We start from the raw sequence: 26,558 nt of genomic DNA on the forward strand, positions 1-26,558 counted from the left end.
TTGCTACTCTCTTTTCATACGCGGCGCGCTGTCTATCAGCTGACGTGTATAGGCATGTTGTGGCTTCGCAAAAAGGTCCTCGGCGGTCGCTTCCTCGACGATTTCCCCATAATACATGACGGCAACGCGGTCGCTGATGGCTTCCACCACCGCAAGATCATGGCTGATGAAGAGATAGGACAGGCCGAACTGCTGTTTAAGCTCATCGAGCAGCAACAGCACCTGCGCCTGAACGGACACATCAAGCGCACTTACCGGCTCATCCAGCACGATGATTTCGGCATTTGCTGCAAGTGTGCGGGCAATGGCGATACGCTGAGCCTGCCCGCCGGAAAACTCATGCGGGTAGCGCAGAAGAGTATCTTTTGGCATCTGCACGGCATCGAGCAGTTCTTCCATACGCGTCTCGCGCTTTTGACTATCAAGTTCACCGAGCAGCTTTAAGGGTGTTTCCAGTATCTGCCGGATGGACTTGCGCGGATTAAGCGACGCCACGGGGTCCTGAAACACATATTGGATCACCTTGCCAAAAGCCTGTGGACCAGAGCGACGAAGTGCGCTGGCATCCCGTCCGGCGATTTTCATCGTGCCGTCGCTCGGCTCTGTCAGCCCCACCAGCATTCGCGCCAGGGTGCTTTTTCCTGAGCCGCTTTCGCCTACGATTGCCAATGTTTCGCCGCGCGCGAGATTGAGCGATACAGACTTGACCGCTTCAACAGCATGGCGCTGTTTGCCGAAAAATGTGCGTCCGCCACCAAAGGTTTTGCTCAGATTGTGGACACTGATTGCAGCCTGACTCATGTTGCGGCCTCCGTCTGTTTGCGACTGAACAGCTTTGCCACGCGCTCATAGAAGTCCTTGCCGTGGCCAAGTTCTGGCACGCAGGCAATCAGCCGCTTGGTATAGCTGTGTTGCGGATAGGCGAGCACCTCTCTGGCGGTCCCTGTCTCGACGATCACCCCGTCTTTCATGACGGCAACGCGATCGCAGATTTCGGAAACGACGCCAAAGTCATGAGTGATGAACAAAAGCGCCATGCCGCGTTCGCGCTGCAGATCGCGTAAAAGCTCAAGAATGCGCGCCTGTACGGTCACATCAAGTGCGGTGGTCGGCTCATCGGCGATGATGATGTCGGGATCATTTGCAAGTGCCATGGCTATGCCGACACGCTGACGCTGACCGCCTGAAAGCTGGTGCGGGTAATGATCTGCACGCTCCTTTGCATCCGGAATACCCACTTTCTCCAGCAAGGCGATGGCTTCTGCCCGGCGTTCGGATGCGCTGATCGATTTATGCGCAGCGATTGCCTCTTCCACCTGTTTGCCGATTGAGTACATCGGGTGCAGCGTGGTCAAAGGATCTTGAAATACATAGGCGACCTTGCTGCCGCGCGTGGCGGTCAGTTCGGTTTCGCTCATATCGAGTACGTCTTCGCCGTCAAGATGGATGGCGCCGTTGCGGATCAATCCAGGCGGTGAGGCCACCAGCCCCATGATGGAAAGTGCGGTGACGGTTTTGCCTGAGCCGCTTTCGCCAATCAGGCCAAGACATTCACCGCGATTAAGATGCAGGGAAACACTGTTGACCGCAGGCGTGTAGTTGCCATTGTTGACGAAGCCTGTTTCGAGCTTTTCGACCGCGAGGGCCGCATCCATCATCCTCGTCTTGGGCGCGGTTCTGTTCTTGGCGATTGCCGTTACTGAGCCGGGGCGGGCAAGGGCACCGGAGCGTAAACGGGGATCAAGCACATCGCGGATGCCGTCGCCCAGCACATTGAGGCTGATGACAATAAGAAAGATCATCAGGCCCGGCACGATGGAAACATGCGGTGCCGTGAACATCTGCGCGCGGCCTTCACCGAGCATCGAGCCAAGATCAGCCTGTGGCGGCTGCGCACCAAGACCCAGAAAGCTGAGGCCTGCCGTTTCAAGGATCATCCAGCCTGCCGTGGTTGACATGGTGATGACGATAACCGGCAATACATTGGGCAACACTTCGGTAAGCAGGATTGAAATGTGCCCTTTGCCGGAAAGCCGGGCAGCGTCCACGAATTCGCGATTGGCAAGGCCGAGTGTTGTGCCGCGCACATTACGTGCAAAGAACGGGATATTGACCACGGCAATGGCATAAAGCGCATTCATCAATCCCGGTCCCAGCGCAGCAACGATTGCAAGAGCCAGCAGGATATAGGGGAAGGCCATCAGCATATCGATGCCGCGCATCATAAGGTTGTCGGTGCGCCCGCCTGCATAGCCTGCGACGATGCCGATAGCCGAGCCGATCACGGCGGCAATCAGCGTGGCTGCAAAGCCAACCGCCACCGAGACACGTGAGCCCCAGAGAAGGCGGCTCAGAATATCGCGTCCAAGCTGGTCTGTGCCCAACAGATGACCTGCAGAGAAGACCGGTTGTAGCCGGTTTGCGGGTGCTGTCGCATCCGGGTTGGGCAATGGCAAGACTGGCACAAGTATTATCAGCACGCAGATTAGCGCAAGCAGGAAAAAGCCAAAAGCTGCCAGACGATTACTCATCAGCAGACGCCATGACGACAGACGTGCAGGAGCGGCTGGGGTGTAGGTTTCCGGAAGGGCACTCATGGGCGTATCCTCGGATCAAGCATGGTCTGAAGGACATCGGCGAGCAGATTGAACAGCACATAACTGGCTGCGACGATCAGCACGCCGCCCTGCACAAGCAGGATGTCGCGAGTCGAAATTGCCTTCACAAGCATGGCGCCGATACCGGGCCATTGAAACACGGTCTCGATATAGACTGCACCGCCCAGCACAAAGCCCGCCTGAATGCCGATGACGGGAATGACACTGACAAGGGCTGCACGAAAGGCGTGGCCGTAAATCACGCGACGCTCATTGAGCCCTTTGGCCCGTGCGGTGCGGATATAATCCTGACGCAGCACTTCAAGCATTGCGCCGCGCGTCAGCCGGGCAATCACACCAGCAGCAACGACTGCAAGCGTCGATGCAGGCAGGATCAAATGCCAGATCAGATCCTTAAGATCGCCGCCGCCATAGACTGCATACATGCCCGATGCCGGAAGGATGCGCCAATGCACCGCGAAGAGATAAATCAACAGAAGGCCAAGCCAGAATGAAGGGATCGAAATGCCTGCCAGAACGATGAAGGTGATGGTGCGATCTGCCCAGCCAAACTGACGAACGGCTGAGACAATGCCTGCGAAAAGTCCGAAGATCGAACAGAGCACGAGAGAAACGCCCGCCAGAATAAGCGTTGCCTGAAAGCGTTCCAGCACCTCATCGATAACAGGACGATTAAGCACGAAGGAGCGACCGAAATCGCCGTGCAACAGATTGCCGATCCAGATGAAATATTGCTGGACCAGTGGCTTGTCGAGGCCGAGATCGCGATTGATACGCTCGACATTTTCCGGCGTCGCATAAGAGCCGAGCAAGGCCGTGGCAGTATCGCCGGGAATTGATGCCATCACCAGAAACACGATGATGGACAGCCCGAAAAGTACGGGAACGACTGCGATGAGCCGCTTGAAGATATAGGCTGGCATTGGCCCTCCTCCGCTTCAGCTAGGGCGCATTTCTTGCAAAACCGGGTTTCGCTTCTGCTTAAAATGCGTAAGCAAAATTGCGCCAGCGGCCTCGGACCTTTGGCGCAAAGCTTTATTGTTTGGTCACATCTTTGAGATGCAGCAGGAATGACGGCTGGAGCTTGAAGCCCTGAACTGCAGCTGTTGTGACAGCATTCTGTTTCCAGTTGGCAACAAAGAGCCATGGCGCATCGTCGTGGACGATGGACTGGATCTCGCCGTAGAGCTTGCCGCGCTCTGCCTGATCGGTCGATGTGCGGGCCTTGGTCAGCAATTCATCGACTTTCGGATTGGAATAATAGCCCGAGTTAAAGCCGCCTTTGTCCGGCAGGGCTTCGGTGCGAAGCGTGAGAAATGGAACCGTGTCTGGATCATTGGTCATCCATGCCATTTCAGCCATGTCTGCTTTGCCATCGAGACCGGAATTCACACGACCAAGAAAGGTGTTCCACTCGTAGGTTTCAATCTTCACCTTGAAGCCGACGGCCTGAAGATCCGCCTGAATAGCTGCACCCATGTTAAGCGGGTCAAGCATCCCCGAGCCCCCTTCTGTCACATAGAAAGTGAGTTCAGGATTGGTAGCTCCTGCTTCCTTTAACAGCGCCTTGGCCTTTTCCGGATCGTAAGGATAAGGCTCGGTTTTATCATCAACCCAGTTGAATGCAGGTGGCACGGGACCAGCCGCGACAGTTGCAGAACCTTGCAGGACATTATCGACCAAACCTTGTTTGTTGACTGCATAATTTGCAGCCTGGCGGACTTTCTTGTCGGCGAACGGTCCGCTTTTGGTGTTGAGAATGCTGAACCAGACATGAGGTCCCGCCTGTTCTGTGACAGCGAAGTTTGCATCCTGCTTGAAGGTTGCGAGATTATCCGGCGGAACCTCAACCATGATGTCGATGCCACCTGCCATCATTTCAGCAACGCGGGTATTGGCGTCGGTGATGGGACGGAAAACAATCGCGTTCAAGGTCGGAGCCTTATCCCAATAGTCGGGATTACGCTCGACCACCACGCGCTGGCCAGACTGCCATTCTGCAAATTTGAATGGGCCAGTGCCCGACGGATGGCGACCAAATTCAGCGCTATATTGTTCGACAGCGGCTGGCGAAACGATGAGGCCGGTCGGATAGGCGAGGTTTGACAGGAAGGGCGCGAACGGCTCTTTCAGCTTGAACTCGACTGTGTTTGCATCGATGGCATTGACGCTTTCAATGGATTCAAAGTTGAAGGAGAGGGGGAACGGGCCGGTATTGTAGAACGGATGATCTTTGTTCAGCATTCGCTCGAAGTTGAATTTGACCGCTTCCGCGTTGAAATCCGAACCGTCATGGAATTTCACGCCCTGTCTAAGCTTGAATGTATAGGTTTTGCCATCGTCTGAAATGGTCCAGCTTTCAGCAAGCGCCGGCTCGATTTCCAGTGTGCCATCCTTATACCGGACCAGACCGTCATAGATGTTCACAAGGATGCGGAAATCATTGGTTGCCGTGACCGTGTGTGGGTCAAGCGATTGCGGTTCCGCAATCTGCCCGACGATCAGAACATCGGGCGGTGTCTGCGCGCCAGCGTGAAATGTCGCTGAACCCAGAACCAAAGTGGCCGCTGTCAAAACGGCGCGAAATAACCTCTTCATCAGCGGTTCCTTTCGTTTGGCCATGTATGCCTGCAAATCTGTCAGGATATAATTTATAGGGAGGAAATGACGTATATCAACAAATTATCATAATTAATTTGTGTCGCTGCGCCCGCTTTACGCTTTCGGGGATGCGCTCAAAAAAAGGCGGGATGACCCCGCCTTCAAATCCTCTGTGCCGTCTTCAGCTATTCCGTCGGGCTGTCTTCAGGCCTCAGGTCCTGCTCGGCCGTCGTCGATGTCTGATGCGTGAAGCCCTTGAGACCCTTCGTGGTTTCCTCGGCATCGCGCTTGATCTCAACCTCGCTCATTGCATAGTGAACAGTGAGCTTTGCAATCGATGTGAGCGCGCTCAAATGAATGCGTTCATAGCCATGCGAGGCATCGACACCGAAGGTCAGAAGCGCGGTGCGAACATCGTGACCGGCCTCTACCGCAGATGCCGCGTCAGAGCGATAATAGCGGAAAACGTCTTTCTGCACCGGGATATCGTGCTCGCCGCAAAGCTCATAAAGCTTCTTGGTCAGATGATAATCGAAAGGTCCGGTCTGGTCGGCCATGGCAAGTGTTACGCCAAACTCAGACGAATTCTGACCGGGCGCCGTGGTGCCATTATCGATGGCTACCAGAGAAGCAATATCCGGCACAACGGCTGCAGAAGCGCCGACGCCGACTTCTTCGCCTATGGTGAATATCCAGTACGTATCGACCGGCGTTTCGACATTGAGCCGCTGCATGGCTTCGAGCGATGCCAGCATGATTGCAACGCCTGCCTTGTCATCAAGATGGCGCGAGACGATGAAGCCATTATCGATGAATTCCGGCATGGGATCCACGGCGACAATGTCGCCAACATCGATGCCAAGCTCAATGAGGTCTTCCTTGTTTCGGGCAAGCGCATCGACGCGTAACTCGATATAGGTCCAGCCAACGGGAAGCGTATCTACTTCTTCATTGAAAGTGTGGCCGGAGGCTTTCAGCGGCAGGATCGAGCCGCGATAGGTGCCTTTGGAAGAAAATATCGAAACGCGCGCACCTTCTGCAAAGCGTGCCGACCAGTTGCCGATTGAAACAAGCTCAAGCCGCCCGTTGGATTTGAGATATTTGACCTGTGCACCAAGCGTATCGACATGTGAGACGATACCGCGCGCGGGCTTTCTCGATTTGCCGCTGCGGCGTGCCCGGATCGCCCCGCGCCGCGTCAGGATGACTTCAAGGCCGAGGCGCTCCAGTTCACGTGCAACGAAATGCACTGCCTCATCTGTGAAACCGGTTGGACTTGGGATTGCCAGGAGCGCGCCCAGTTTTTCGAGGAGATAATTTTGATCAATCGCAATATTTGTCATGGTCAGGTAATCTACGGCCCCGATAATTAACGTCAACCTTGCGGGCAGATTTAAAGTTAAATCCCGATTGGAACTGAGTTCTGCAACGTCTACGCGTGAGCTTTTTCTAAAGTTTATTTTAAGGATGGTCTAATTTCGAGATAATTTCAGCATGTTAAGCATTGGCTTCCAGCCTTGAGTTGTGTAATTTCGCGCAAACAACGGGGGGCGTTGATTTGCTGCTTGGGGACATTCATCCTGATGATAAAGCTGCGTACCAACGGGGATCGGTGGTTTGTTGCGCTCGTCGCTTGTTTAGGCATCGCCATAACAATTCTTTTAGGTCAGCTGGAACTGGTTCGGCTCGCTTATATTCGCCTTAACGAATACAGGGACAATCTCTTATCCCATTCGATAAATGTCACACAATCTGGCAGAAATACACTTGCAGTGGTGAATAGCACCATGCAGGAATTTTGCTCGGATGAAAATCTGACCGAGCTGCGACTGCTGGCATATAAGGCGCATTATCTGCGCGATATTGGCCGCGTTTTGAACAATCGCATTGTTTGTACTGCTTTATGGGGGCGTCTGTCTCCGCCAGCGGATCTGCCGAAATGGGATCGTGAGGTGGAGGGCGGGCATCGATTATGGGCAAATGCCGAAAAGATCGGAAAACACCAGACAAAGGTGGAAATGATCATGCAAGGCTCGGCGATTGTTTTTACGTCGCCCGTTGCTTTTGCCCTGTACGAACGTACGGAACCTAACCTCAGCGCGTTGGTTGTTAGCCGCGACAGCAAATATATTTACCGAGCGTTTGGCGATACGAGAAAGATAGCGGAACGGCCGCCGGAAAAGCTGCCATGGTATGATCTGCGCACGCATCGGCTGGTTTCGAAATGTGCCGATGACATCGATGTCTGTGTGACGGCATCCATGACCAATGTCAGCGTTTTCCAGCAATCGCCGGGCGTATTGATGGCACTCGCAGTCTTCGGTGCATTGGCCGGTGGCGGACTGGGAGCAGCAGGGGTTCAATGGCGTAGGGGCCATGCATCGCTCGCGCAGCAGATCAAACGTTCCATTGCGGAAGGCCGTGTCGATGTCGTCTTTCAGCCATTGGTGCGGTTGCGTGACGGACAAGTGATTGGAGCGGAAGTGCTTGCTCGTCTGTCAGACGAAGATGGTGTGCCAATTCCGCCGGATGTTTTCATTCCGATTGCGGAGAAGCAGGGCGATATCAAGAATATTACGCGGATTGTCGTGCGCAAAGCGCTTGATCAAATGAACATGCGCTTACATGCAAATGAAGATCTTTATCTGAGCCTCAATCTTGCGGTCGATGATGTTATTGATCCGAACACGCTCGTCTTTCTGGACCAGGAGGTCAAGCGCCATGGGCTTTCTTCGCTCAGAGTTATGCTTGAGATCACGGAGCGCTCGACAGCTAACCATGAACGCCTGATTGAAGCGATGAAATCATTTCGCGCAAAGGGCTATGAATTTTTCATCGATGATTTCGGCACTGGCTATTCCAATCTCGCCTATCTCGCAAAACTGCCGATCAGCGGGATCAAGATAGATCGCATGTTCACGCAAGCGATCGGAACCGAGGCTGTCAGTGCCGAAATTGTCGAGAACATTTGCAATATCGCACGGCGGCTCGAGTTGAAGCTGGTGGTTGAAGGCGTGGAGACGCGAGAACAGGCGGATTATGTGCGGGCTTTACATCCGGATGCCATAGGGCAAGGTTGGCTTTTTGGCCGTCCTGTTCCCGCCGCTACGTTCGATCATGGCAACAATGCAATAATAAGTTGACTCTTATAGTCATATATTACAGTAAATGCTAACTCTGCTGCTATAGGCAGGTCAGGGGACTGTGTATCCGGTCTGGAGAGGATCGGTGCTATGGCATTTAGCTATTCCGAATGAGCTTCGTTTGATGTGGAATCTGCAACGCCTTTTCCAGAACCATGCGCGGGAGCTGCATCGCTTTTTCCGGCGCAGAGGGCACAATGCAGAGACGGCGGCCGATCTGACGCAAGATACGTTTGTGCGAGTGATGTCGGCAACACCATCAGCCAATGAACATAATCCGCGCGCCTATCTGCATCAGGTAGCACGCAACCTGTCCATTGATCTCTACCGCCGCGAGCGCATCGTTGAATATGTCGATATGCCTGACGAAGAATGGCGCCGCGTTGCCGATACGACACCTACGCCAGAAACTATCGTCTATGACCGACAGCGCCTCTTGATTATTGAAAAGGCGCTGCTTGAGTTGCCTGAACAAACACGCCGTGCGTTTGAACTGCATCGTCTCGATGAAAAGACGATTGCTGAAGTGGCCAGCGAACTGGGGCTTTCCGTCTCGCGAACATGGACATTGATCAAGCGTGGTTACGTGCATCTGAGAGCGTGTTTGAATGAAGATCCGGCTGGCAGTCTTTAAAAGAGAAAATTCCCTCCCTTCATTCGTTATACTCAATAGGACATAATTTGAGAGAAGCAGTTCGGCGGTGAGAAACGGCTGAATTAAAGAGGCTGATGCTGCATGGATGTCGAATTATCGGAAAGCGAAAAGCTGTTCGAAGAAGCATTGGATATTGTCATCCGCATTCAGGATGATCCGGATAATCCTGTGGCCCAAGAGCTGGTCAACCGCTGGCGTGCGCGTGGACCGGAACACGAAACCGCCTGGCGTGAGGCGATGGAAATTTATGGCATGACGGGTAAAGTCATGCATGATCAGCGCCGTACGGCAGCTCCGAAAATATCCCGCCGTTCGATCCTCACGGTCGGAGCAGCTGGGCTTTCCGTTGTTGCAGTCGGGGCACTTTTTGGGCCGCAGCTGATGTTGCAGGCACAAGCGGATTACATGACCGCTTCCGCTCAGTTGCAGGATGTACCGCTGCCGGATGGCAGTCGTGCAATGCTTGGTCCTGATAGTGCGATCCAACTACGATTTAGCCCGAATGAGCGCCGCGTCGAGCTTCTTGCTGGAATGGCATTTTTCGATGTGAAGCCCGATCCTGTACGTCCATTCAGTGTGCAGACCGGAAAGCTTACCGCGACCGCACTTGGTACTGCTTTCGATGTGAGCAATGACGCGGGTTATCTCTCGGTTTCGGTGGGTCATGGTTTGGTCGCCGTCAGGCCGACCGGTGTGAACGACACTGTGACACCACTTGGGCAGGGCGATTGGCTGTCGTTCAATGTGCAAAGCCATGACTTCGAGCGTGGTAATCGTGACGTTTCCCAAATTGCAGCCTGGCGTCAGGGAATGCTGGTGGCCGAGCGCGATACGATTGCGTCAGTTGTCGCGCGCATTGCACGCTGGCAATCAGGCCGGGTGCTGCTGGCTCAATCGAGCTTTGGCACACAACGCATTAGTGGTGTGTTCGATCTCAACCAACCGATTGCCGCGCTGGAAGCAGTGGTTGAACCTTATGGCGGAAAAGTTCGGCAGATATCGCCTTGGCTGACGGTCATTTCGTCAATCTGATATTTTTTTGATGCAAGGGGAGAAAATCCTAAAGCCCCGCTCGTTGTAAGCATCAGGGTCGGACGTTAGCTGCTGCCATACAACCGCCTTTTCACCAAAAGATGGAGTGGTTGGACATGGGGCGTCGGGTTAATAAAAGTGTTGTGCAGCGCTTGGGGACGAAAATTCTGACAGCAGCACTTCTGGGTTCTACATGCGTTTATGCCTTATCCCTTTCGACAGCTTTTCAAGCGCAAGCGCAGACTGCTCGGCAGGTTTCTTTCAATATTCCCGCAGGCTCACTGTCTTCAGCACTCGCCAATTTCGGTCGGCAGGCTGGAATGCAGGTGACCTATCAGCCGCAGATCGCTTCCGCTAAACAGGCTCCCGCCGTTTCGGGCATGATGACGCCACAAGATGCACTTTCGCGTCTGCTTGCGGGATCTGGTATTTCCCATCGTTTCACGGGTAGCAACACAGTTGCGTTGGCCGCGCAACCGGCGGCCGCGCAGGCACCATTGACCCCTGACGGCACCACACTGCTTGATACGATTACCGTCACCGGCGGTGCGGGCGTGGTGGGGGCAGAAGCACCGTATCAAACGGCAGCACCGACCAATTATATCTCGTCCGAAACCATTGAGCGTTTCCGCGGCTCAAGCCCTGCCGATATTTTCCGCGGTACGCCGGGGGTGATGTCCGGTGAAGCGCGTAACGGTGCGGGCTCGGTCGATGTCAATATTCGCGGTATGCAGGGCATGGGGCGTGTTGCAACCACGATTGATGGCGCTGAAAACAGCGTGACCGTTTATCAGGGCTATCAAGGTCTTTCCAATCGTACTTACATTGATCCCGATCTGATTGCGGGCCTTGATATCAACAAAGGCTCGGACGCATCCTCGCGTGGTATCGCGGGCAACGTCGCCATTCGAACACTCGATGCTGATGATATCGTCAAGGAAGGCGATAACTGGGGTATGCGTGTGAAAGGTGAATATGGCTCGAATTCCTCATCACCGCATGCGGGCGCCAAGGGTGGGTATGCATGGCCCTATTCGCCGAGTGACGTCCCGGAAGTCGTTGGGTCGCCCGACGGTATGAACCGTCCTTCTTTCCTTACACCGACCAATGGCTCTGCCAGTATTGTCGCTGCGATCAAGGAAGAGAATTACGATTTCTTTGCGGGCTATGCTTATCGCAAGCGCGGCAATTATCATGCGGGCAAGCATGGCCCGTCAGCCGATCCGGTGAATATCGGCCCTGCCAGGACCTGCAATACATCGGGTTCTTGGTGTCAGAACTGGCCTGAATATGTCGAAAACGGCGGCCTTACGAATTATCGTGCTGGCGAAGAAGTCCTCAATACGCAGCTTGAGACCAAATCCTTCTTGACGAAAGCGACGCTGCGCTTTGATGGCGGTCATACGCTGAAGCTGGGCTATACTGGTTTTCGTGGGGAGGCTGGCGATCTTCTTGCATCCCGTTTCACAGGGGACAGAAATCAACCTGTTCAGCAGGAGCTGACATCTGGTTCCAAGCTCGATACCGGCACCCTGCGCTATTATTGGAACCCGGATGACAATGAACTCATTGATCTGAAAGCAAATCTTTGGGTTACAAAACTGGAACTGCGTAATCCACGTCGCGGTAACATGATACCGACATTGGAATCTCTCGGCCTTTCGCCGAATTTCCGCACTGGATCGAATACGATCATGTGGGGCGGCGATGTTGCCAATACGTCGAAGTTTTCGTTTGGCGACTATGGCGATCTCGACCTAAATTATGGTGTGTCTTATCTCAGGGAAGATACGCGTCCGAGTGCTTATACTAACGAACTTGAGGGCTGGCTAAACCTGCGTGACGCTTATCGTGACGAACTTGGCGTCTTCACCAAAGCAGCCTACAAGCCAGTCGACTGGCTGACATTGAATGCTGGCCTGCGTTATTCGCATTACTGGTCACATGACCGCCGCACTGAGGCCAACTCTGCTGTACAGCTAAACCCGGAACCCAACCGCGATTCAGGTGGTTTCAGTCCATCGGTCGGCGTGACGGTCGAACCTTTCGATGGCAGCCAACTTTATGTCAATTATTCCAACGCGCTACGCTATCCGAGCCTGTTTGAATCGGTTTCAGCCTTCACCGTCATTCCCAATGCCGGATTGCGGCCAGAGCGTTCCAGCAACTGGGAAGTTGGGGCGAACTTCACGCGAGATGGTCTGTTGAATGATGACGATCGCGGCATGGTCAAGTTTGGCTACTTTAACTGGGACGTTAAAGATTATGTTGCGCGTGCATTCCGCGATTTCTACGATAACAGCGGAAAATTTGTCTACAGCGGTATGCAGGTCTACAACATTGATCGCGCACGCTTTTCAGGTCTTGAATTCTCAAACCGTTACGAGGCCGGCGGGTTTACTGCCGATTTCTCGGCCAACTATTATCTTGATGTACAATTCTGCCGCACCTCTGACACCTGTGGAGCCAAGTCGCTTTATGGTGACTATGCGACCAACCAGGTGCCTCCGAAATACAGCGTGGATCTGACACTCTCGCAGAAGATGCTTGAAGACAGGCTGACGCTTGGCGGGCGTGTTTCTTACGTCGGTCCGCGTGCGATTGGTCATGGTGATGTCACAGCGGTGGGTGCTGGTGAATTTATTTCGCTGACACGCTGGAAGCCCTATACGCTCATCGATGTCTTTGCCGAATATAAGATCAACGACAGCCTGACCGCGACAGCTCGTATTGAAAATTTGACGGATCAATATTACGTCGATCCGCTTGGCTTGGTGAACCAGCCTGGTCCGGGCCGGACGTTCTATGCGGGCCTTACCAGCAATTTCGGCGGCGATCAGCGCCTGCCGCAACTCTCGCCATTCTCCCGGTCACAGGGTGGGGCACCGGGAATCGACTGGACCGGCTTCTACGGCGGTGTTCATACCGGTATGACTTCCGGGCGCACTTGGGGCAATACGACTGCGCTTGATGGCACGGTTGATCCGATATCGGCGAGTGAATCTGCGGATCGTGGATTTGGCAATTCGGCCCTGTTCGGCGTGCAGGCGGGTTATAACCACCAGTTCAGCAACCGGGTCGTACTTGGTATCGAAGCCGATGTCAGCAAAACGCGTTTGAAGGGCGCGCAGGCGGCCTTCATGCAGGAAGACTGGATTGCTGCTGAAAAGGACATTGCCGGTATTCAGGCAAACACGCATTACGACATTGATTGGACGGGGTCCATTCGCGGTCGCCTTGGTTATGCGCTGGATAATCGCTGGCTTGTCTATGGAACGGCGGGTGTAGCCTTCGCGCATGAGAAGCAGACCCGCGACCAGTACCGCTATTCTGAAGATATCATGGGCAAGGCAAGCTCAAGCCTGTTCTTCGTCGATCAATTGTCGGGAATGCGAACGGGCGTCACCGTTGGCGGCGGTGTTGAATATGCAATCAACGATCGCTGGTCGGTCATGGCCGATTATACCTATAGCCGCTTTGGCAACCGCAGCTTCAGCTTTGAAAATGCGCGTGCCGGAACAGGGGGCAACTACACGACCAGAGAGCAGACAGGTGTGGAAATTACACCTCCCGAACCATTTCTTTGTGAAATTCTGGGAGATCCCTACTGCGATCCATCCGAAAAACCGGTCTATAAATATACCGACCACACTGGCAGCTCGAATATCGCCAATGGCCGCAAAGCTTCCAATTCACTGGATACACACACCGTGAAACTTGGCCTCAATTTCCACTTTTAATTGGGATTAGGTGCGACATTTTGGCCAGGGTGAAGTTTTTTTGCCTTGGCATTGCAAAAAATTGCGTCCTCAATCGTCTTAATTAGTAGAGCGGTGTTATCGGCTTTACGCGCTGAGAACACCGTCTATCAATAGGGATATTCGAAATGACTGATGTTGCTACACTTGAGCACCCCGTTGCTCTTCCCCGCTCTAAGCGCTTGAAAGCGCGAACGACGGGCACTCACGAACGTCTTGATCAGACCATCATGGCGGGCAAACCATTTGCCAGCCGCGAAAGCTATGCATTGTTCGTTGAGGTGCAGTATCAGTTCCACCGTGACATTAATGCGCTTTACGATGATGCCGCGCTGGATGCGTTGCTGCCCGATCTAAACGGGCGCCGTCGCCTTGAGCAGGTTGGTCAGGACATGATCGATCTCGGTTTCGAGCTGCCTGCAGCAGATGGCGCGCCTGCCTTCCCTGCCGGAAGTGACATTGATCTGCCGACCGCACTTGGCTGGCTCTATGTGGCTGAAGGCTCCAACCTCGGTGCGGCCTTTCTGCTCAAAGAAGCGCTGAAGCTGGGCTTGTCTGAAGAGCTTGGTGCGCGCCATCTGGCCGGTGCTCCTGAAGGTCGCGGACTGCATTGGCGGACCTTCACTGCGGCACTTGATGAGATTGAGCTTTCTGACGCTGAGGAAGAACGCGTGGTCGCTGGTGCGGAAGCTGCTTTCCGCCGTGTCCATGTACTGGTGCGGAAAATCTTTCATGACCGTCTCTAACCTGACGACTGCGAATAACGGGGCCGCCCAATTCGCCTATCCCGATGAGCGGCAGCGCGCAGGTTATCTCGCGTTGGGGCTGTTATTGGTCGTGGCAGCTTTGATTGGTTTGAAGATACCTATGATGCCTTCAGCCCTGTTTGTCTTTGGTGCAGCACTTTGCTTTGTACAGCTTTCATCCAGTATTCTAGGCTGGCTGGAAACCAACAGAAGTACACGCATTGTCATCGATGCATGGCGTGCACTCGGTGCTCTGCCCTTTCTGTTCAGGCTGTGCCTGCTCAGTCTGGTTACGGCAATCGGCTTGGCAGCCGTTGTTTTGAACCCTTATCTCTTCGGGGTGGAACTGGCAATCAATGCAATGCTGTTTGCAGGCCTCATGCTTTTTGTCGGCCCGCAATATCGAGAAGTGAAATTCGTTCCAGAATAGAGATAGTTTGCAATGCGATTTACCCGACAGGCAGAGCTTTCAATTGAGTTTCTTGTTCTTTGCGAGCGAGCACCAGATGGGACTGCGCTGACCACCCGTGCAGCGGCAGAAGCCACAGGCACGACAAAAGATCACGCCGCGCAGATCGTTTCGGATCTCATACATCACGGTTTTCTGGTTGGCTCACGCGGGCGCGGTGGTGGCATCCGTCTTGCGCGCCCGGCAAAGACAATCAATGTCGGAACAGTTCTGCGACTGATGCAGCCGGGTTTCGATGAACAGGCGACAAAGCAGTCTGGATCAGATTCAGCATTCGGCATGTTGCTGCAGGCAGCCTTGCGGTCCTTCGTGGCGGCTTTTGATGATTTCACCATTGCAGATCTTGCGATTGAGACCAGTGACGGTCGCCTGGCTTGTCTTGATTGCGATCTGCGCAATCTGATCAACCACGGTCAAATGCTCTCTGAGCTGCGCCGCAGAAGCGAATATACGGATGTGCCTGCCTGGGCGGGCGCGTCATGAATGGTCCAACGGATAGTATCGGGGTGCGCGAGAGCTTTAGCGAGCTTGCGCTCTGGGCGGGGGCAAGCCTTCTCGTACTATCCTTGCATGTGGGAGCCGCAATGTGGCTTCTACGTGAGCCGGACATGATGGCGGCCGATGATACGCCGCCGGCCGCTATCATGATCGAGCTGGCGGAAACGCCTGAAGCAACTGAAACCGAAGAAAACGAGCTATCACCGGATGAAGTGATGTCGGATGCAAGCGCTGCAGCCGAGAAGGTTGAAGAACCTGTCGATGAACCTGTACTCGAGCAGGAAGTGGTTCAGGACGAGCCGGAGCCTGTGGAGGAAGAGCCTCGGGAAGAAATAGCGCAGCTCGATAAGGTTGAGGTTCCACTACCTGTCGCAAAACCTAAGCCGCCGGAGCCCAAAAAGGAAATCGTCAAGAAGGATGAGCCGAAGAAGAAGCCGGTGAAACAGCGCGAACAGGCATCGGCCAAGCAAGCAGTGAAGGCACAGGCACAGGTCACGCAGTCCAGTCGCAACGCAGCGAGACAGTCAGCTTCCGGTTTGTTTGCATCCTCTATGACACCGGCGCGCTGGCAATCGCGTTTAATGGCACATCTGGAGCGCCGCAAGAAATATCCATCGGGTTCCAAGTCGCGTCGGGAAGAGGGCACCGTTTATGTTCGGTTTCGCATCGATGATAGCGGCAAGGTACTTTCTGCGACGCTTGCGCGATCTTCTGGCTGGCCGGAGCTTGATAATGAGGTGCTATCGCTGGTTCAGCGAGCTTCACCGGTTCCCGCTCCCCCACCAGACGTCAACAAGACGATCACCGCGCCAGTCAAATTCAACAGACGATAAAAGAAGGACTGGAAACGAATTTCCAGCCCTTTGATAATTTAGAACTTACGGCTGAAAGAGACCTTCAGATTGCGGCCTGGCATGGCTGTGATGCCGTCAGTCAGATAAGGTTCGTATTCCTTGTCGAACACGTTCTCCAGTGCGAGACGCAATTCCGAATCCTTCATGAAGCCTTTGGTCGGCGTCCAGTTGAAGAACAGGTCATGCACGGCATAGCCCGGCGTTTCTGGTCGATTGTAGCTGAGATCGCCTTTGACATAGGAGGTTCGGTCCTGCTTGTCGACAAAGGTCCCCGTCCAGCCAAAATTGATATCCTGATCCGGCAGCTTGTATCCGAGGGTCGTTACAACCGTTGTCGGCATGATATCGTTGATATAACTATCTTGCCCATAGATATTGTTGACCGTGCCATGGCGCCGACCAATCATGTAGGTGACGCTTGCATCGGCGAACATGAAGTCATTTTCGTAATGCGCTTCCAGTTCCACACCACGCGAATAATAGGAAGGCATGTTCCAGTAGAATGGGACTTCGCCGTCTTTCAGGCCAACCTTGTTTGCGCTGCCGACGCGACGCGCCACCGGGTTGGTGACGTGGTTGTTAAAGAACGAGCCGCGCACCATGAACACATCGGAATCGGTCAAGATACCGCTGAACGACGTATCCGCGCCGATATTGATCGTGTTGTTGCGCTCGACTGCCAGATCTCTGCTTGTGCCGGAGGTTTGCGTGCGTCCGCTTTGAACCGAGTAGATTTCGTCAATATTGGGCGCGCGCATGGCATAAGCCCAGTCGGCGAACAGGCGCGTCGTGGGTGTTATCTGATAGGATGCGCTGATCGCTGGTGTGAAACCATGGTGAGATGCTGACGAATAGTCATGTCCAGCTTTTGGATCGTTATAGATCGCAGCCGCATTTGGCTCGCCTTCGGAGCGAACATAGTCATAGCGGACGCCTGGCGTGATGGTCAGCTTGTCGGTAATGGCCATGCGATCACGCATGAAGAAGGATGTTACGTCTTGTTTGCCGCCGGGCATGATCCATGGGGCGTAATAGCCATAATTATAGCTTTTGTCGTTCTTCTTTGTGATGTCGAACATCGTCACATCGCGAATGTGGTGGTTATACTGCACACCGTAGTTCAGGCTGTGTTCAATACCGCCAAGCTCGAAGTTGGAGGTGTTTTCAGCTTCGATATGAAAATCCGAATATTTCGCATCGTTTTCGGTACCACCAAGCGATGCCGTGCCATTCACGCCGGTTGCGCGTTCAGCATGCATGTCGGTCGAGGAATAGCTCGCCATGATGCGGGTGTTTACGAGGTCGCTGTCGCCGTCATAGGTGTGTTCGAATACCGAAGTGAAGTCTTTCAGCTCACGCCATGCAAGCAGCCTGCGCATTGCTTCCTTATAGGCAGGTGTGCCGGGAACAAGGCTGTTGCTGGTTGGCTGAAGCTGTCCGCGAATGGCTGCAAGTGGTCCCCAATTGGCGCTTTCACCATAAAGAACCGAGGCCTTCACCTTGTGCCCGCCATATTCGCCGGAAAGTTTACCGGAGAATGAAGTGAGTTCAGAACTTGAGTAATTATAGGTCTCGCCGCTGCCGACACGCATGTTGTCGCTCTTGCGCCAAGTCAGGCTGGCAATACCGTCAAACGTCATGCCGGTGCCGAGATTGGAGCGGCCATAAACCGCGCCGGTTTCCAGAAACTGCTTGTTAGCTGTCTGATACGCGGTTTTACCCCATGCACCCCAGCTTTCGCCTTCGCGCAGCATATCGGCGGCATCCTTGCTCTCAAGCTTCACGGTGCCACCGAAGCCACCATTGCCATATCGAACCGAGGTTGCACCCTTTTCAATCTCGACGCGCTTGAGAAGTTCGGGCTCGACGAAAATGGTGCCCTGATCGTATTTTTCAAAGTTTTTCGGCGCGCCGTCGAGCAGAACTCGAACGTCAGTCTGTCGCGAGAAACCACGGATCGAAATCGACTGGCCTTCGGTGCGGACGCCCCCCAGCATGGCTACGCCGGGCGTCTTTTTGATGAGTTCGGGAATTGTTGAGGCCTGTGCCTGTTGCATCTGTTCAGGCGTAATCTGAGAGACGCGCGGGTCGAGATCAGCGAAGTTCACGCCGGTAATCTGGGAGAAGCTGATCGTGTCGAGTTGCACTGCTCCGTCAACAGCAGGCACGGCTGCATTGTTTGCAGCCATTTCGCGCTCAAGGCGTACAGTGCGATTGCCGGTGAAACGATACTGGATATTCGTGTTGCGCAGCAATGCAGAAAGTGCGTCGGCTGGAGCCATGGTTCCGCTGACGCCGGATGTCCTGAGGCCGCTGGTGACGGATGCATCGAATGCGATTTGCAGACCTGTCTGAACTGCAAGGCGATTAAGTGCCGTTGAAAGCGCACCTGCCGGAATATTGATACTGACGGCTCGCGATGTTGTCTGTGCCATTGCTGGCGCGGTCATAAACGGGCTTAGAACAGTGCCGCTCAAAAGCAGCGAAGCAAACAGCGGGCGGGCGCAGGCAGTGAGAATGCGCGAGGAAGGGCTTTTCATGTCGTTTCCAGTCTCAACGTTCAAGGCGTTGGTGTCGGGCATTGGGTGGCTGAGGCACTCGCGCGGGGTGCGCAAACTGCCTTTCACCAACTGGACGAATGAATTGAGCTGTTTGGGACATTTGGACGAAAATTAATTATGCAGCACCGTGAGCAATGACCCGATACGGACTGCTTTGAGCTCAAATGCCTTGATAAAATCATCAAGTGCTGTCGAGGGCGTGGAGAGATCGAAGGTGCCGGTGATCCGGCGTTCGGCGAGGTCGCTGCTTGCGATCATCACCTTACCCGGAAGGTGGCGCGCAATATCTTCGACCACATGCTCAAGCGGCTGGCCCTCGAAAACAAGGCGACCGCTTCGCCAGGATGCTGCAAGTTCCGGATCAACCATCGAAACCTGGCCTATACCATTCCGGCTGCCGTATGAAACGCTGTGTCCCTCATCCAGCCGCAGCGTATCGAGCGGGCTGAAGGCAGATGATGACGCGCTGGTCTGCACCTGAACTGCGTGTTCGGTAACAATGACATCTGCGCCGCCATCTTTCAGTTTCACATCGAATTGGGTGCCAAGGGCCGTCACTTCGCCATTTGCGGCTTTAACCGTGAAGGGGCGCTGTGGATCTGGGGCCACAATAAAATAGGCTTCGCCGCGCAACAGCTGCACCTGACGCCCATCATTCGTAATATCGAAAGTGATTGCTGATCCGGCATTCAGCTGAACGGTCGAACCATCGCTTAACTCAATGACCGGCATCTCGCTGCTCGCCGATATAGCATCAGCACGCAGGCGCATCGGCCCGTCAAAGGCAAGGAATCCGCCCCCGAGGGCCGCGAACAACAGCATGGAACTGACGGCCGCGCGCACAGGGTAGCGCGGCTTTCTGGCTGCAGTTTTTGCAAAGTCGGTGTCTTGCAGCAGCAGAAAGCGCGTATCGCTGAAAACGCGCGAAGCTTTGGCAAATGCTAGCTCGTGTCGGGAATCGCTGGCGCGCCATAGCGCACAAGACTCGACAACCTCCAGATCTCTGGGCGATGCCTGCAACTGCATCAGCCAGTCGACAGCCTGTTCCTGGATTTGGCGCTCAGCCTTATCGTTCTTCTTTGCCGTCGCGCGCATTAAGCCTGATCCAGTTCGTCGAGCCGCAAGAGGCAGTGCATAAGCGCTTTCCGCAGATGCCTGTCCACCATATTGCGCGTAATTCCGAAGCGTATGGCTATTTCATCTGGGGATAGATTGCCGATCCGGTGGGCAATGAACACGCGGCGCTGACGCAAGGGCAGTTCCATGATCGCATCACGTAGGCAGGCGAGGCGGCGTGGCATATCCAGCACCAGATCAGGATTTGCATCCTTGCTTGCAATGTTTGCGGCTTCGTCGTCAGTGCCGCAAAAGAGCTTTGCTTCAAAGCGTTCGCGGCGAAACCGATCAAGACCCAGATTAATCGCAGCGCGCGTAAGAAAGGCGCGTAACGACGATTTGCCTTGCAGATCGGTCCTGCGGTCTTTCAGCCTGACATAAAGATCGTGGACGACTTCATTGGCATTGGAGGATACGTGCCCACGCCGACGGACTGCGCGGCACAGTTCGTCGTAATAATCTGTAATAGCTGCATCAATGTCTGCAATTTCCTGCAGAGGAAAAGCCGAAGGCAGATTGGATTTGTCAGATTGGTCCAAGGCAGGCACCACATTTTCTTGGCGGCACCATAGTTAGGCGCTTGTGCAAACGCAATAATATATGACCAATATACTCATCTTATGTGAATGCTGTTGCATTTCAGCAAAATTGACCGATAGCCGCAACGATGGAGAGCACTCCACCGCAGCGACAAAGGAAGCAATGGCTTATTTCGGCAACTGGGCCGCGGCCTGCTTGATGGCCGTTGTGACCTGCTGACAGAAAGGCTCGACGCTTTTGCCAGATGTCTTGGCATAGTCTTCAACGTCGGTTTCCTGCCCCATTGACTGGACTACGCCCTTTTTGCCGGCTGCCTGTGCTTCTTCAAGACCAGATTTGTCGGCTGGTGCCTGCATGATCTTCATGATGGACTGCTGGCTGTCGATGTCTTCCTGTGTCGCGAAGCCTTTGTCCTTGCAATACTCGACGATACCGAGCTGGTTCTGTGCTGCTTTATAGAGCGCTTCCGGTGTCATCTGCTGCGTGGCCTGGCCTTGCGCCATAGCGCCGCCTGCGGTGACCGATGCCAGAATAAAAGCGCAGATACCTGCAGTTTTCATCGTTTCAACCTTTCAGTTCTATTGCATTTCCACCCGAGCAAACAGATAGAGCGGGTCCGGTGAAACGAAACCCGCCTAGAAAGGCTTAAAGGTCATAAAAGGCATCGCGAAATAAAGACCTGCAAAACCGGGTAACAAGTTTTTACTGTATCCGGGGTTTCCAAGGCTTTGTTTCGTCACATTCGGAACCGGGGGTTATGCCCAGAAATACCGCACAATGTGGAAGAATACCGGGGCCGAGAAGACGAGGCTGTCGGCACGATCGAGCATACCGCCATGCCCTTCAATCATGTGTCCCCAGTCTTTGACCCCGCGGTCACGTTTGATGGCAGATGCCACAAGCCCGCCGAAAAAGCCCATGACGCAAGCGGTCGCGGCCAGCGCACCAGCTTGCAATGGCGAAAACGGAGTAAGCCAGGCAAGTCCAGCCCCCAGAAGAGATGCGCTCGCGACCCCTCCGACAAAGCCTTCCCAGGTTTTGGATGGAGAAATATTGGGCGCAATGCGATGCTTGCCGAACAATTTTCCGAAAACATATTGCAGCACGTCGCTGCCCTGAACGGTTGCCACCAGAAATGCGATCAGCAGCAGCTTCTTGCCTTCGAAGCCTGGAATATCCAGCGTCATCAGCGCAGGCACATGGCTGATGCAATAGACCGATAGCATGATGCCCCATTGCTGCTCGCTGATGCGTTCGAGAAAGCGCGACGTATCACCGGAAAGGGCAGTCAGCACCGGCATGGCGAGGAAACAATAGACCGGTATGAAGATGGAATAGAGACCGTACCAGTCGATCCAGATCAGATAATATTGCACCGGAATGACCAGCAGGAACATGCCAAGCAGCACGCGATGATCAGCGCGACGGGTTTGTGTAAGCGTCGCATATTCGCGTAATGAGGCAAACGAAATAAGCGCAAACAGAACGTTCACGCCGCCTTTGCCGAACAGGAAGGCGATGCACATGGCGCCGACCATGATCCACCATGCCTTGATGCGGGCATTGAGGTTGACCAGTGTGGATGAAAGCGGTTTTGGCGCACGCCATGACAATATACCGGCAACGGCACTGGCTGTGACCAGAACGCCCATGAGGCCAAGGAAGAGTTGGGTCGTTTCGCTCATGGGTGATTACCATTCTGAGGCTGAATATCGAGAAGGCTCTGGCGCGCGCGCGTGAGAAATTCCTTGCGGTTCTCGCCCTCGTGAAGCTGAACCGGCGTACCGAAAATTACACGACAAAGAAGCGGCACGGGCAGCATCGCGCCCTTTGGCAACACGCGTGACATGTTTTCAATCCAGCACGGCACCAGTTCAACATCCGGCCGCGCCAGCGCAAGATTGTAGATGCCGGACCGAAAACGCAGCAACGCCTCATCGGTCATATTGCGTGTGCCTTCGGGAAAGATGATGAGCGAATGACCATCGGCCAGCGCTTTCAGCATCACTTCCATCGGATCTTGTGTGCGTTCCACCCAGTTGCGTTCCACAAGCACGGTGCGCAGCAGCACTTCGGCCATGAACTGGCGCACAGCATTGCCCCGCCAGTAATCAGCACCAGCGACGGCGCGGGTGCGCGCACGTTCTTCCTGATTGAGGCAGGAGGAAAGCAGAATGAAATCACCATGGCTGGTGTGGTTGGCAAAATAGATGCGCTGATCGCGCGAGGGTCCGGTGCCGCTCCAGATGGGCCGCACGCCGGTAATCCCGCGTGACAGGATCGCCAGAAACGAGCCGAAAATCGATTGCACCTGATGGCGGACCAGTACCCGCATATCAAAGCCCCTGACCATGCGGCACGAAGGCCAGCAGAATGAATAGCACAATGGCAAGTGCCAGAAAAAACCGCAAACGACCGATGATGCGCCGGGAACCGGCGATCCGTTCGAGGAGCGGGCGGGTGGGGCAGATAGCTTCACTCAGGCCCATTTTTTCGAGCGTTCTGTCGAGTTCGATCAGTCCCGCCTCTTCAATGGGATTTGCGGCAACCAGCCGGAAAAGTGCTGCATCGAAAAGCAGGTGCGCGGCAATTCCGAGAATGACCAAACTACTCGCAAAAAGGACCGGCCAGACCAGCCAGAAGGTGAGGTCATGCACGAAGCGCAAAAACGGTGCGACAGCCAGTATCAATACGGCTAGTGCAATGCCGAAATAGGCATTTCGCTGCAAACCTGCCGCGATGCTTGATGCCTGCGCGCTCATTCATGCACCTCGCTTGTGTGTAGATGCACCGGCCAGCCTTTTGCGCGGATCAGCTCTTCGGCTTCGCGTTGATTGTTCACGCGGCCCGTGTTGATGAGCCAATGGGCTGCAACCGTGGCGCTGCGCTGAAAGCCCAACGCGCAACAGATGAGCACCGGACCGTGATGGCGTGCGACTTCGACCGCATCCGATGCAAGCCGTAGCTTTTCTGCGGGAGGCTTGATGAGATCAATCGTGACGTAGCTTTTCCAATCGATAGAGTGAGGGGGTGGCACCATTTCGGATGCAAGATCAATGACAGTCGAGAAAAATTGCAGTTCTCTAGCCTTCGGGAAGCGTCCGAGGAAGACATTGTCGCCAAGTTCGACATGGGTTGGGAGTTTGCGCGTCCAGTATCGGATATTAATCAGGGCAAAAAAGCGGTAAGGCCAGAGCAACAGGCGGCTGGCGAGACTGACCATACCGTCTGTTTGTTTCTCGAAAATGCCAGCACCCGCACCGAGATAACCAAGCGCCACTAGTGCAAGTGCGGTTGCAGGCCAGAACCAGAAGATCGCATAGCCGGTGATGCTCAGACCATGAACACCCAGCGCAAGAAAAACTGTCGCCACCGCCAGATAATACAAGCCGATCCGCCGGGATTTTGGGTCTGATGTGAGCAGAAAACCTGCCAAAGGCGATGGCGTGTTGCGTGGGAAAAGCCACAGCGCAAACAGCCCGAGCAAAGCGCCTGCCGGAATATCGACGGCGTGATGCTGATAGGTGGTTAGCACCGATAATCCGATCAGCAGGCACCAGACGTGCCAGATCACACGCATTATATCGCCCATAACACGGCGCATCTGATCCCAGATAATGATCAAAAGCGCGATATGTAGCGACGGCGCCTGGTTGAATGGTTTGTCGAACCCGCCCAGCACATCGAACATGAAACCCGGCAGACCGGAGGTCTCAGGTTTGACAAATGTGGCTGTCAGCGGAAAGGCAACAAAGCAAAGAACGGCGATAATCTGCGCGGTGAGATAACGCTTTGCCAGCTGGTCCACCTGTTCCGGGCTATCATTTACGAAAAGTGCTATCGCGTAAAACAGATTGACCGACCAATAGGGAATGATGCTCCACGCGATAAAGGGAACATAGCCTTCCCAGTTGAAAGCGAGGTTCGGCACGTCATCATGGAGTGATGCAAGCCAGTTGGCGGTGCCATAGGTCAGATAGAAAAACGGTCCAAGAAACAGAAGCCAAGCGATTGCGCGGCGGATTACAGGCCGCCGCGAGAAACCATCAAGTTCCGTCAATTGCGTGGTCACGCTTCAGCGTCTCCGATGCGTTCGGCAATCGATACGGTAAAGATGCCCCATTGATCGGTGCGCTGTTCGATTTTGCGATAGCCCGCCTTTTCGACGAGCTGATCCATTTCGCCCTGTGTGCGGCGACGCATCACCCATGCCTGTCCGCCGCGATGTGACGTGAGCGCGCGAGCGATCATTTCAAGCTGCGGATGCCATGGCTGGTTGGTGTAAATGAGCAGTGAGCCCGGCTTCTGCACACGAGCGAGACCCGAAAGCGACCGATTAATGAGCGCATTGTCCGGGAAAAGCTCATAAAGCCCCGACACAATCGCAAGGTCTGGCTGTGGTGTGACCGTTGCCAGACTTTCTTCATTGAACGCATCGCCTTCTTCCATATGAGCAATTGCTTCAAGACCACGCTCCTTGATGAGCTTGCGGCCAGCCAGCACATTGATCGGCGAGTAATCGCGAAGATGAATGCTGTCCGGCAATTCGCCGGCACGAACCACCGCATCAATCACATAGCGGCCATGCCCACAGGCAATGTCGAGGATATTGGTCGATCGACCTTCGCTTTCCAGCCGCCTGATGGCGTGTCTGATCAGTTCCTCAAGATGCACTTTGCGCTGGCGAATGCCGCGCCAGCCGATGGCTTCCAGAAACTGCTTGTCGATGAGCTTGCCGCCGGGACCCAAGCCTCGTGCTTCGTTCTCATAGACATAATCGAGCGTGGAGCCTGAATCAAAACCGGTACGACGGCCAACTTTCAGACCTTCCGACAAAAGCGAGCCAAAGCCAATAGAGGCGCGCGTCGATGCCCAGTAAAGGCCGCGCGGTGAAAGCAGCGGTAGCGGACTTGATAGTCTGTCAGCCTCATCGCGCGTATGGCCTGCAATATGCGCTTCGGTCAGATCGGCGCGTTGTGGTGCCTCCGCAAAACGCGCCTCGATGAAATCATGGATCAGCGCGAGTGCCGGTTTGCGATCCCGTTCGCCCAGCGTGTCATGGTAAAAACCTTTGAGCACATGGCGCTCTTTAATGCGGCTGCCAAGGTTCTCAAAAAAGCGGTGCTGTGGCGTTGGCCGCACGACAAAATCGCTGCCGGAAATGAGCAACTGTGTCGGAACGGTAATCGCCCGCGCATCATCCACCACGCGCTTTGCCGCATCATAAAGCTGAAGCAGGATATGCGAGGCGATTGGCCGTGTAATCAGCGGATCGGTGCGATAGGATTCAATGCGCTCCCGATCATGGGTCAGAAACTGCGGTTTGACGTAGGAATTGACGAAGAACGTGCCTTTGAGTTTCTGCCAGAGCGCGATGCCCTCTTTGGCGAAAGGCACATAAAGCTTGATGTCGAAGGCTGGCGACGCCATGACAAGCGCACGGATATTGGGCGCATAGTCATGTACCCATGCGCTCGCCAGAACGGCGCCGACGCTCTGCGCAATAAGCGCCACGTCTTCGTTTCTTACGCCGGTTTCATTGCGGATATAAGCAACGAAACTATCGAGATCGCGGATTGATGCTCCGAAGGACGGCGAAAAGCCTCGCACGCCAGGTGAGTTTCCGTGGCCGCGCGCATCCCAGGCATAGAATGCATAATCATCAAGGCCGAGCTCATCCACGAGATGGCTCACACGTCCGCTATGCTCATGACCGCGATGCAGCAAAACGATAACGCCCTTCGGCTTTTCAGAGCGGGCAGGCCAGAAACGATAGAACAGCGAAGTGCCGTCATGGGTGACGAAATGGGATTCTAACGGTTCACGATATGACGCCGTTTCATGCCCCGGCAATTCTGTGCGCTGGCTCATCATTTCTCCTCTCAATAGGCCTTCTCCCATTTTTCGGGATGAACTCCAAGTTATTCCACCCAATTACTATTGAGTAGAATAGAATGTTTGAATAAA

22 protein-coding genes are annotated in these 26,558 nt (G+C 54.4%); 8 read left to right on the forward strand and 14 right to left on the reverse strand.

The window, feature by feature from the left end; all coding sequences use genetic code 11:
- Positions 1-3 precede the first annotated feature (3 nt).
- From KMS41_12070 to KMS41_12090, 5 genes are all read right to left on the reverse strand, one after another.
- Entirely contained in the window at positions 4-801 is a 798-nt protein-coding gene (locus KMS41_12070; GenBank protein QWK79671.1) for an ATP-binding cassette domain-containing protein, read from the reverse strand.
- Positions 798-2,597 (reverse strand): dipeptide/oligopeptide/nickel ABC transporter permease/ATP-binding protein, encoded by a 1,800-nt coding sequence (locus tag KMS41_12075; protein ID QWK79672.1) that lies wholly within the window; start codon positions 2,595-2,597, stop codon positions 798-800. The genes KMS41_12070 and KMS41_12075 overlap by 4 nt, the downstream gene beginning before the upstream one ends.
- A complete protein-coding gene (locus KMS41_12080; protein QWK79673.1) occupies positions 2,594-3,541 on the reverse strand; it encodes an ABC transporter permease in 948 nt (315 codons plus the stop codon). The genes KMS41_12075 and KMS41_12080 overlap by 4 nt, the downstream gene beginning before the upstream one ends.
- A gap of 112 nt (positions 3,542-3,653) precedes the next feature.
- The gene (locus tag KMS41_12085; protein ID QWK79674.1) at positions 3,654-5,216 is read right to left on the reverse strand and encodes an ABC transporter substrate-binding protein; all 1,563 of its coding nucleotides are present in this window, start codon (positions 5,214-5,216) and stop codon (positions 3,654-3,656) included.
- Between the two features lie 188 nt (positions 5,217-5,404).
- On the reverse strand, positions 5,405-6,562 hold the full coding sequence (locus tag KMS41_12090) for an osmoprotectant NAGGN system M42 family peptidase (GenBank protein ID QWK79675.1): 1,158 nt from the start codon (positions 6,560-6,562) through the stop codon (positions 5,405-5,407).
- A gap of 240 nt (positions 6,563-6,802) precedes the next feature.
- Between KMS41_12090 and KMS41_12095 the strand changes: the two genes are divergently transcribed.
- From KMS41_12095 to KMS41_12130, 8 genes are all read left to right on the forward strand, one after another.
- Positions 6,803-8,362: an EAL domain-containing protein gene (locus KMS41_12095; protein QWK79676.1), complete on the forward strand. Its 1,560-nt coding sequence runs from the start codon at positions 6,803-6,805 to the stop codon at positions 8,360-8,362.
- A gap of 124 nt (positions 8,363-8,486) precedes the next feature.
- A complete protein-coding gene (locus KMS41_12100) occupies positions 8,487-8,996 on the forward strand; it encodes an RNA polymerase sigma factor (protein ID QWK79677.1) in 510 nt (169 codons plus the stop codon).
- Positions 8,997-9,098: 102 nt separating this feature from the next.
- Positions 9,099-10,049, forward strand: a complete 951-nt coding sequence (locus KMS41_12105; protein QWK79678.1) for a FecR domain-containing protein — start codon at positions 9,099-9,101, stop codon at positions 10,047-10,049.
- A 116-nt stretch (positions 10,050-10,165) separates the two neighbouring features.
- Positions 10,166-13,789 (forward strand): TonB-dependent receptor, encoded by a 3,624-nt coding sequence (locus tag KMS41_12110; protein ID QWK79679.1) that lies wholly within the window; start codon positions 10,166-10,168, stop codon positions 13,787-13,789.
- Between the two features lie 146 nt (positions 13,790-13,935).
- The gene (locus KMS41_12115; protein QWK79680.1) at positions 13,936-14,553 is read left to right on the forward strand and encodes a biliverdin-producing heme oxygenase; all 618 of its coding nucleotides are present in this window, start codon (positions 13,936-13,938) and stop codon (positions 14,551-14,553) included.
- Positions 14,540-14,983 carry a DUF454 family protein gene (locus tag KMS41_12120; protein ID QWK79681.1) on the forward strand — a complete coding sequence of 148 codons (444 nt, stop codon included), beginning with the start codon at positions 14,540-14,542 and terminating at the stop codon, positions 14,981-14,983. The genes KMS41_12115 and KMS41_12120 overlap by 14 nt, the downstream gene beginning before the upstream one ends.
- Positions 14,984-14,995: 12 nt before the next feature.
- Entirely contained in the window at positions 14,996-15,505 is a 510-nt protein-coding gene (locus KMS41_12125) for an Rrf2 family transcriptional regulator (GenBank protein ID QWK79682.1), read from the forward strand.
- Positions 15,502-16,353 carry an energy transducer TonB gene (locus KMS41_12130; protein ID QWK79683.1) on the forward strand — a complete coding sequence of 284 codons (852 nt, stop codon included), beginning with the start codon at positions 15,502-15,504 and terminating at the stop codon, positions 16,351-16,353. Before KMS41_12125 ends, KMS41_12130 begins: the two co-directional genes overlap by 4 nt.
- Before the next feature lie 38 nt (positions 16,354-16,391).
- Here the strand turns inward: KMS41_12130 and KMS41_12135 are convergent, their stop codons facing one another.
- The 9 genes from KMS41_12135 to KMS41_12175 form a co-directional block, all read right to left on the reverse strand.
- The gene (locus tag KMS41_12135) at positions 16,392-18,914 is read right to left on the reverse strand and encodes a TonB-dependent hemoglobin/transferrin/lactoferrin family receptor (protein QWK79684.1); all 2,523 of its coding nucleotides are present in this window, start codon (positions 18,912-18,914) and stop codon (positions 16,392-16,394) included.
- Positions 18,915-19,046: 132 nt separating this feature from the next.
- Positions 19,047-20,030 (reverse strand): FecR family protein, encoded by a 984-nt coding sequence (locus KMS41_12140; protein QWK79685.1) that lies wholly within the window; start codon positions 20,028-20,030, stop codon positions 19,047-19,049.
- Positions 20,030-20,599, reverse strand: a complete 570-nt coding sequence (locus KMS41_12145; protein ID QWK79686.1) for an RNA polymerase sigma factor — start codon at positions 20,597-20,599, stop codon at positions 20,030-20,032. Before KMS41_12145 ends, KMS41_12140 begins: the two co-directional genes overlap by 1 nt.
- A 159-nt stretch (positions 20,600-20,758) precedes the next feature.
- Positions 20,759-21,151, reverse strand: coding sequence for a hypothetical protein (locus tag KMS41_12150; protein QWK79687.1), 393 nt, complete (start codon positions 21,149-21,151; stop codon positions 20,759-20,761).
- Positions 21,152-21,346: 195 nt separating this feature from the next.
- Positions 21,347-22,276 (reverse strand): phosphatidate cytidylyltransferase, encoded by a 930-nt coding sequence (locus KMS41_12155; GenBank protein ID QWK79688.1) that lies wholly within the window; start codon positions 22,274-22,276, stop codon positions 21,347-21,349.
- Positions 22,273-22,926: a 1-acyl-sn-glycerol-3-phosphate acyltransferase gene (locus tag KMS41_12160; protein QWK79689.1), complete on the reverse strand. Its 654-nt coding sequence runs from the start codon at positions 22,924-22,926 to the stop codon at positions 22,273-22,275. The genes KMS41_12155 and KMS41_12160 overlap by 4 nt, the downstream gene beginning before the upstream one ends.
- A gap of 1 nt (position 22,927) precedes the next feature.
- Positions 22,928-23,353: a hypothetical protein gene (locus KMS41_12165; GenBank protein QWK79690.1), complete on the reverse strand. Its 426-nt coding sequence runs from the start codon at positions 23,351-23,353 to the stop codon at positions 22,928-22,930.
- Positions 23,350-24,663, reverse strand: coding sequence for a phosphatase PAP2/dual specificity phosphatase family protein (locus KMS41_12170; GenBank protein QWK79691.1), 1,314 nt, complete (start codon positions 24,661-24,663; stop codon positions 23,350-23,352). The genes KMS41_12165 and KMS41_12170 overlap by 4 nt, the downstream gene beginning before the upstream one ends.
- On the reverse strand, positions 24,660-26,462 hold the full coding sequence (locus tag KMS41_12175; GenBank protein QWK80236.1) for a bifunctional alpha/beta hydrolase/class I SAM-dependent methyltransferase: 1,803 nt from the start codon (positions 26,460-26,462) through the stop codon (positions 24,660-24,662). Before KMS41_12175 ends, KMS41_12170 begins: the two co-directional genes overlap by 4 nt.
- Between the last annotated feature and the right edge of the window lie 96 nt (positions 26,463-26,558).

Source organism: Ochrobactrum sp. BTU1, from assembly GCA_018798825.1.
Lineage (GTDB): Bacteria > Pseudomonadota > Alphaproteobacteria > Rhizobiales > Rhizobiaceae > Brucella.

Excerpts from the sequence above, each read along its gene's own strand:
- KMS41_12070 (QWK79671.1), bottom strand. The coding sequence starts at position 801 with ATGAGTCAGGCTGCAATCAGTGTCCACAATCTGAGCAAAACCTTTGGT.
- KMS41_12075 (QWK79672.1), bottom strand. The coding sequence starts at position 2,597 with ATGAGTGCCCTTCCGGAAACCTACACCCCAGCCGCTCCTGCACGTCTG.
- KMS41_12080 (QWK79673.1), bottom strand. The coding sequence starts at position 3,541 with ATGCCAGCCTATATCTTCAAGCGGCTCATCGCAGTCGTTCCCGTACTT.
- KMS41_12085 (QWK79674.1), bottom strand. The coding sequence starts at position 5,216 with ATGAAGAGGTTATTTCGCGCCGTTTTGACAGCGGCCACTTTGGTTCTG.
- KMS41_12090 (QWK79675.1), bottom strand. The coding sequence starts at position 6,562 with ATGACAAATATTGCGATTGATCAAAATTATCTCCTCGAAAAACTGGGC.
- KMS41_12095 (QWK79676.1), top strand. The coding sequence starts at position 6,803 with ATGATAAAGCTGCGTACCAACGGGGATCGGTGGTTTGTTGCGCTCGTC.
- KMS41_12100 (QWK79677.1), top strand. The coding sequence starts at position 8,487 with ATGTGGAATCTGCAACGCCTTTTCCAGAACCATGCGCGGGAGCTGCAT.
- KMS41_12105 (QWK79678.1), top strand. The coding sequence starts at position 9,099 with ATGGATGTCGAATTATCGGAAAGCGAAAAGCTGTTCGAAGAAGCATTG.
- KMS41_12110 (QWK79679.1), top strand. The coding sequence starts at position 10,166 with ATGGGGCGTCGGGTTAATAAAAGTGTTGTGCAGCGCTTGGGGACGAAA.
- KMS41_12115 (QWK79680.1), top strand. The coding sequence starts at position 13,936 with ATGACTGATGTTGCTACACTTGAGCACCCCGTTGCTCTTCCCCGCTCT.
- KMS41_12120 (QWK79681.1), top strand. The coding sequence starts at position 14,540 with ATGACCGTCTCTAACCTGACGACTGCGAATAACGGGGCCGCCCAATTC.
- KMS41_12125 (QWK79682.1), top strand. The coding sequence starts at position 14,996 with ATGCGATTTACCCGACAGGCAGAGCTTTCAATTGAGTTTCTTGTTCTT.
- KMS41_12130 (QWK79683.1), top strand. The coding sequence starts at position 15,502 with ATGAATGGTCCAACGGATAGTATCGGGGTGCGCGAGAGCTTTAGCGAG.
- KMS41_12135 (QWK79684.1), bottom strand. The coding sequence starts at position 18,914 with ATGAAAAGCCCTTCCTCGCGCATTCTCACTGCCTGCGCCCGCCCGCTG.
- KMS41_12140 (QWK79685.1), bottom strand. The coding sequence starts at position 20,030 with ATGCGCGCGACGGCAAAGAAGAACGATAAGGCTGAGCGCCAAATCCAG.
- KMS41_12150 (QWK79687.1), bottom strand. The coding sequence starts at position 21,151 with ATGAAAACTGCAGGTATCTGCGCTTTTATTCTGGCATCGGTCACCGCA.
- KMS41_12155 (QWK79688.1), bottom strand. The coding sequence starts at position 22,276 with ATGAGCGAAACGACCCAACTCTTCCTTGGCCTCATGGGCGTTCTGGTC.
- KMS41_12160 (QWK79689.1), bottom strand. The coding sequence starts at position 22,926 with ATGCGGGTACTGGTCCGCCATCAGGTGCAATCGATTTTCGGCTCGTTT.
- KMS41_12165 (QWK79690.1), bottom strand. The coding sequence starts at position 23,353 with ATGAGCGCGCAGGCATCAAGCATCGCGGCAGGTTTGCAGCGAAATGCC.
- KMS41_12175 (QWK80236.1), bottom strand. The coding sequence starts at position 26,462 with ATGAGCCAGCGCACAGAATTGCCGGGGCATGAAACGGCGTCATATCGT.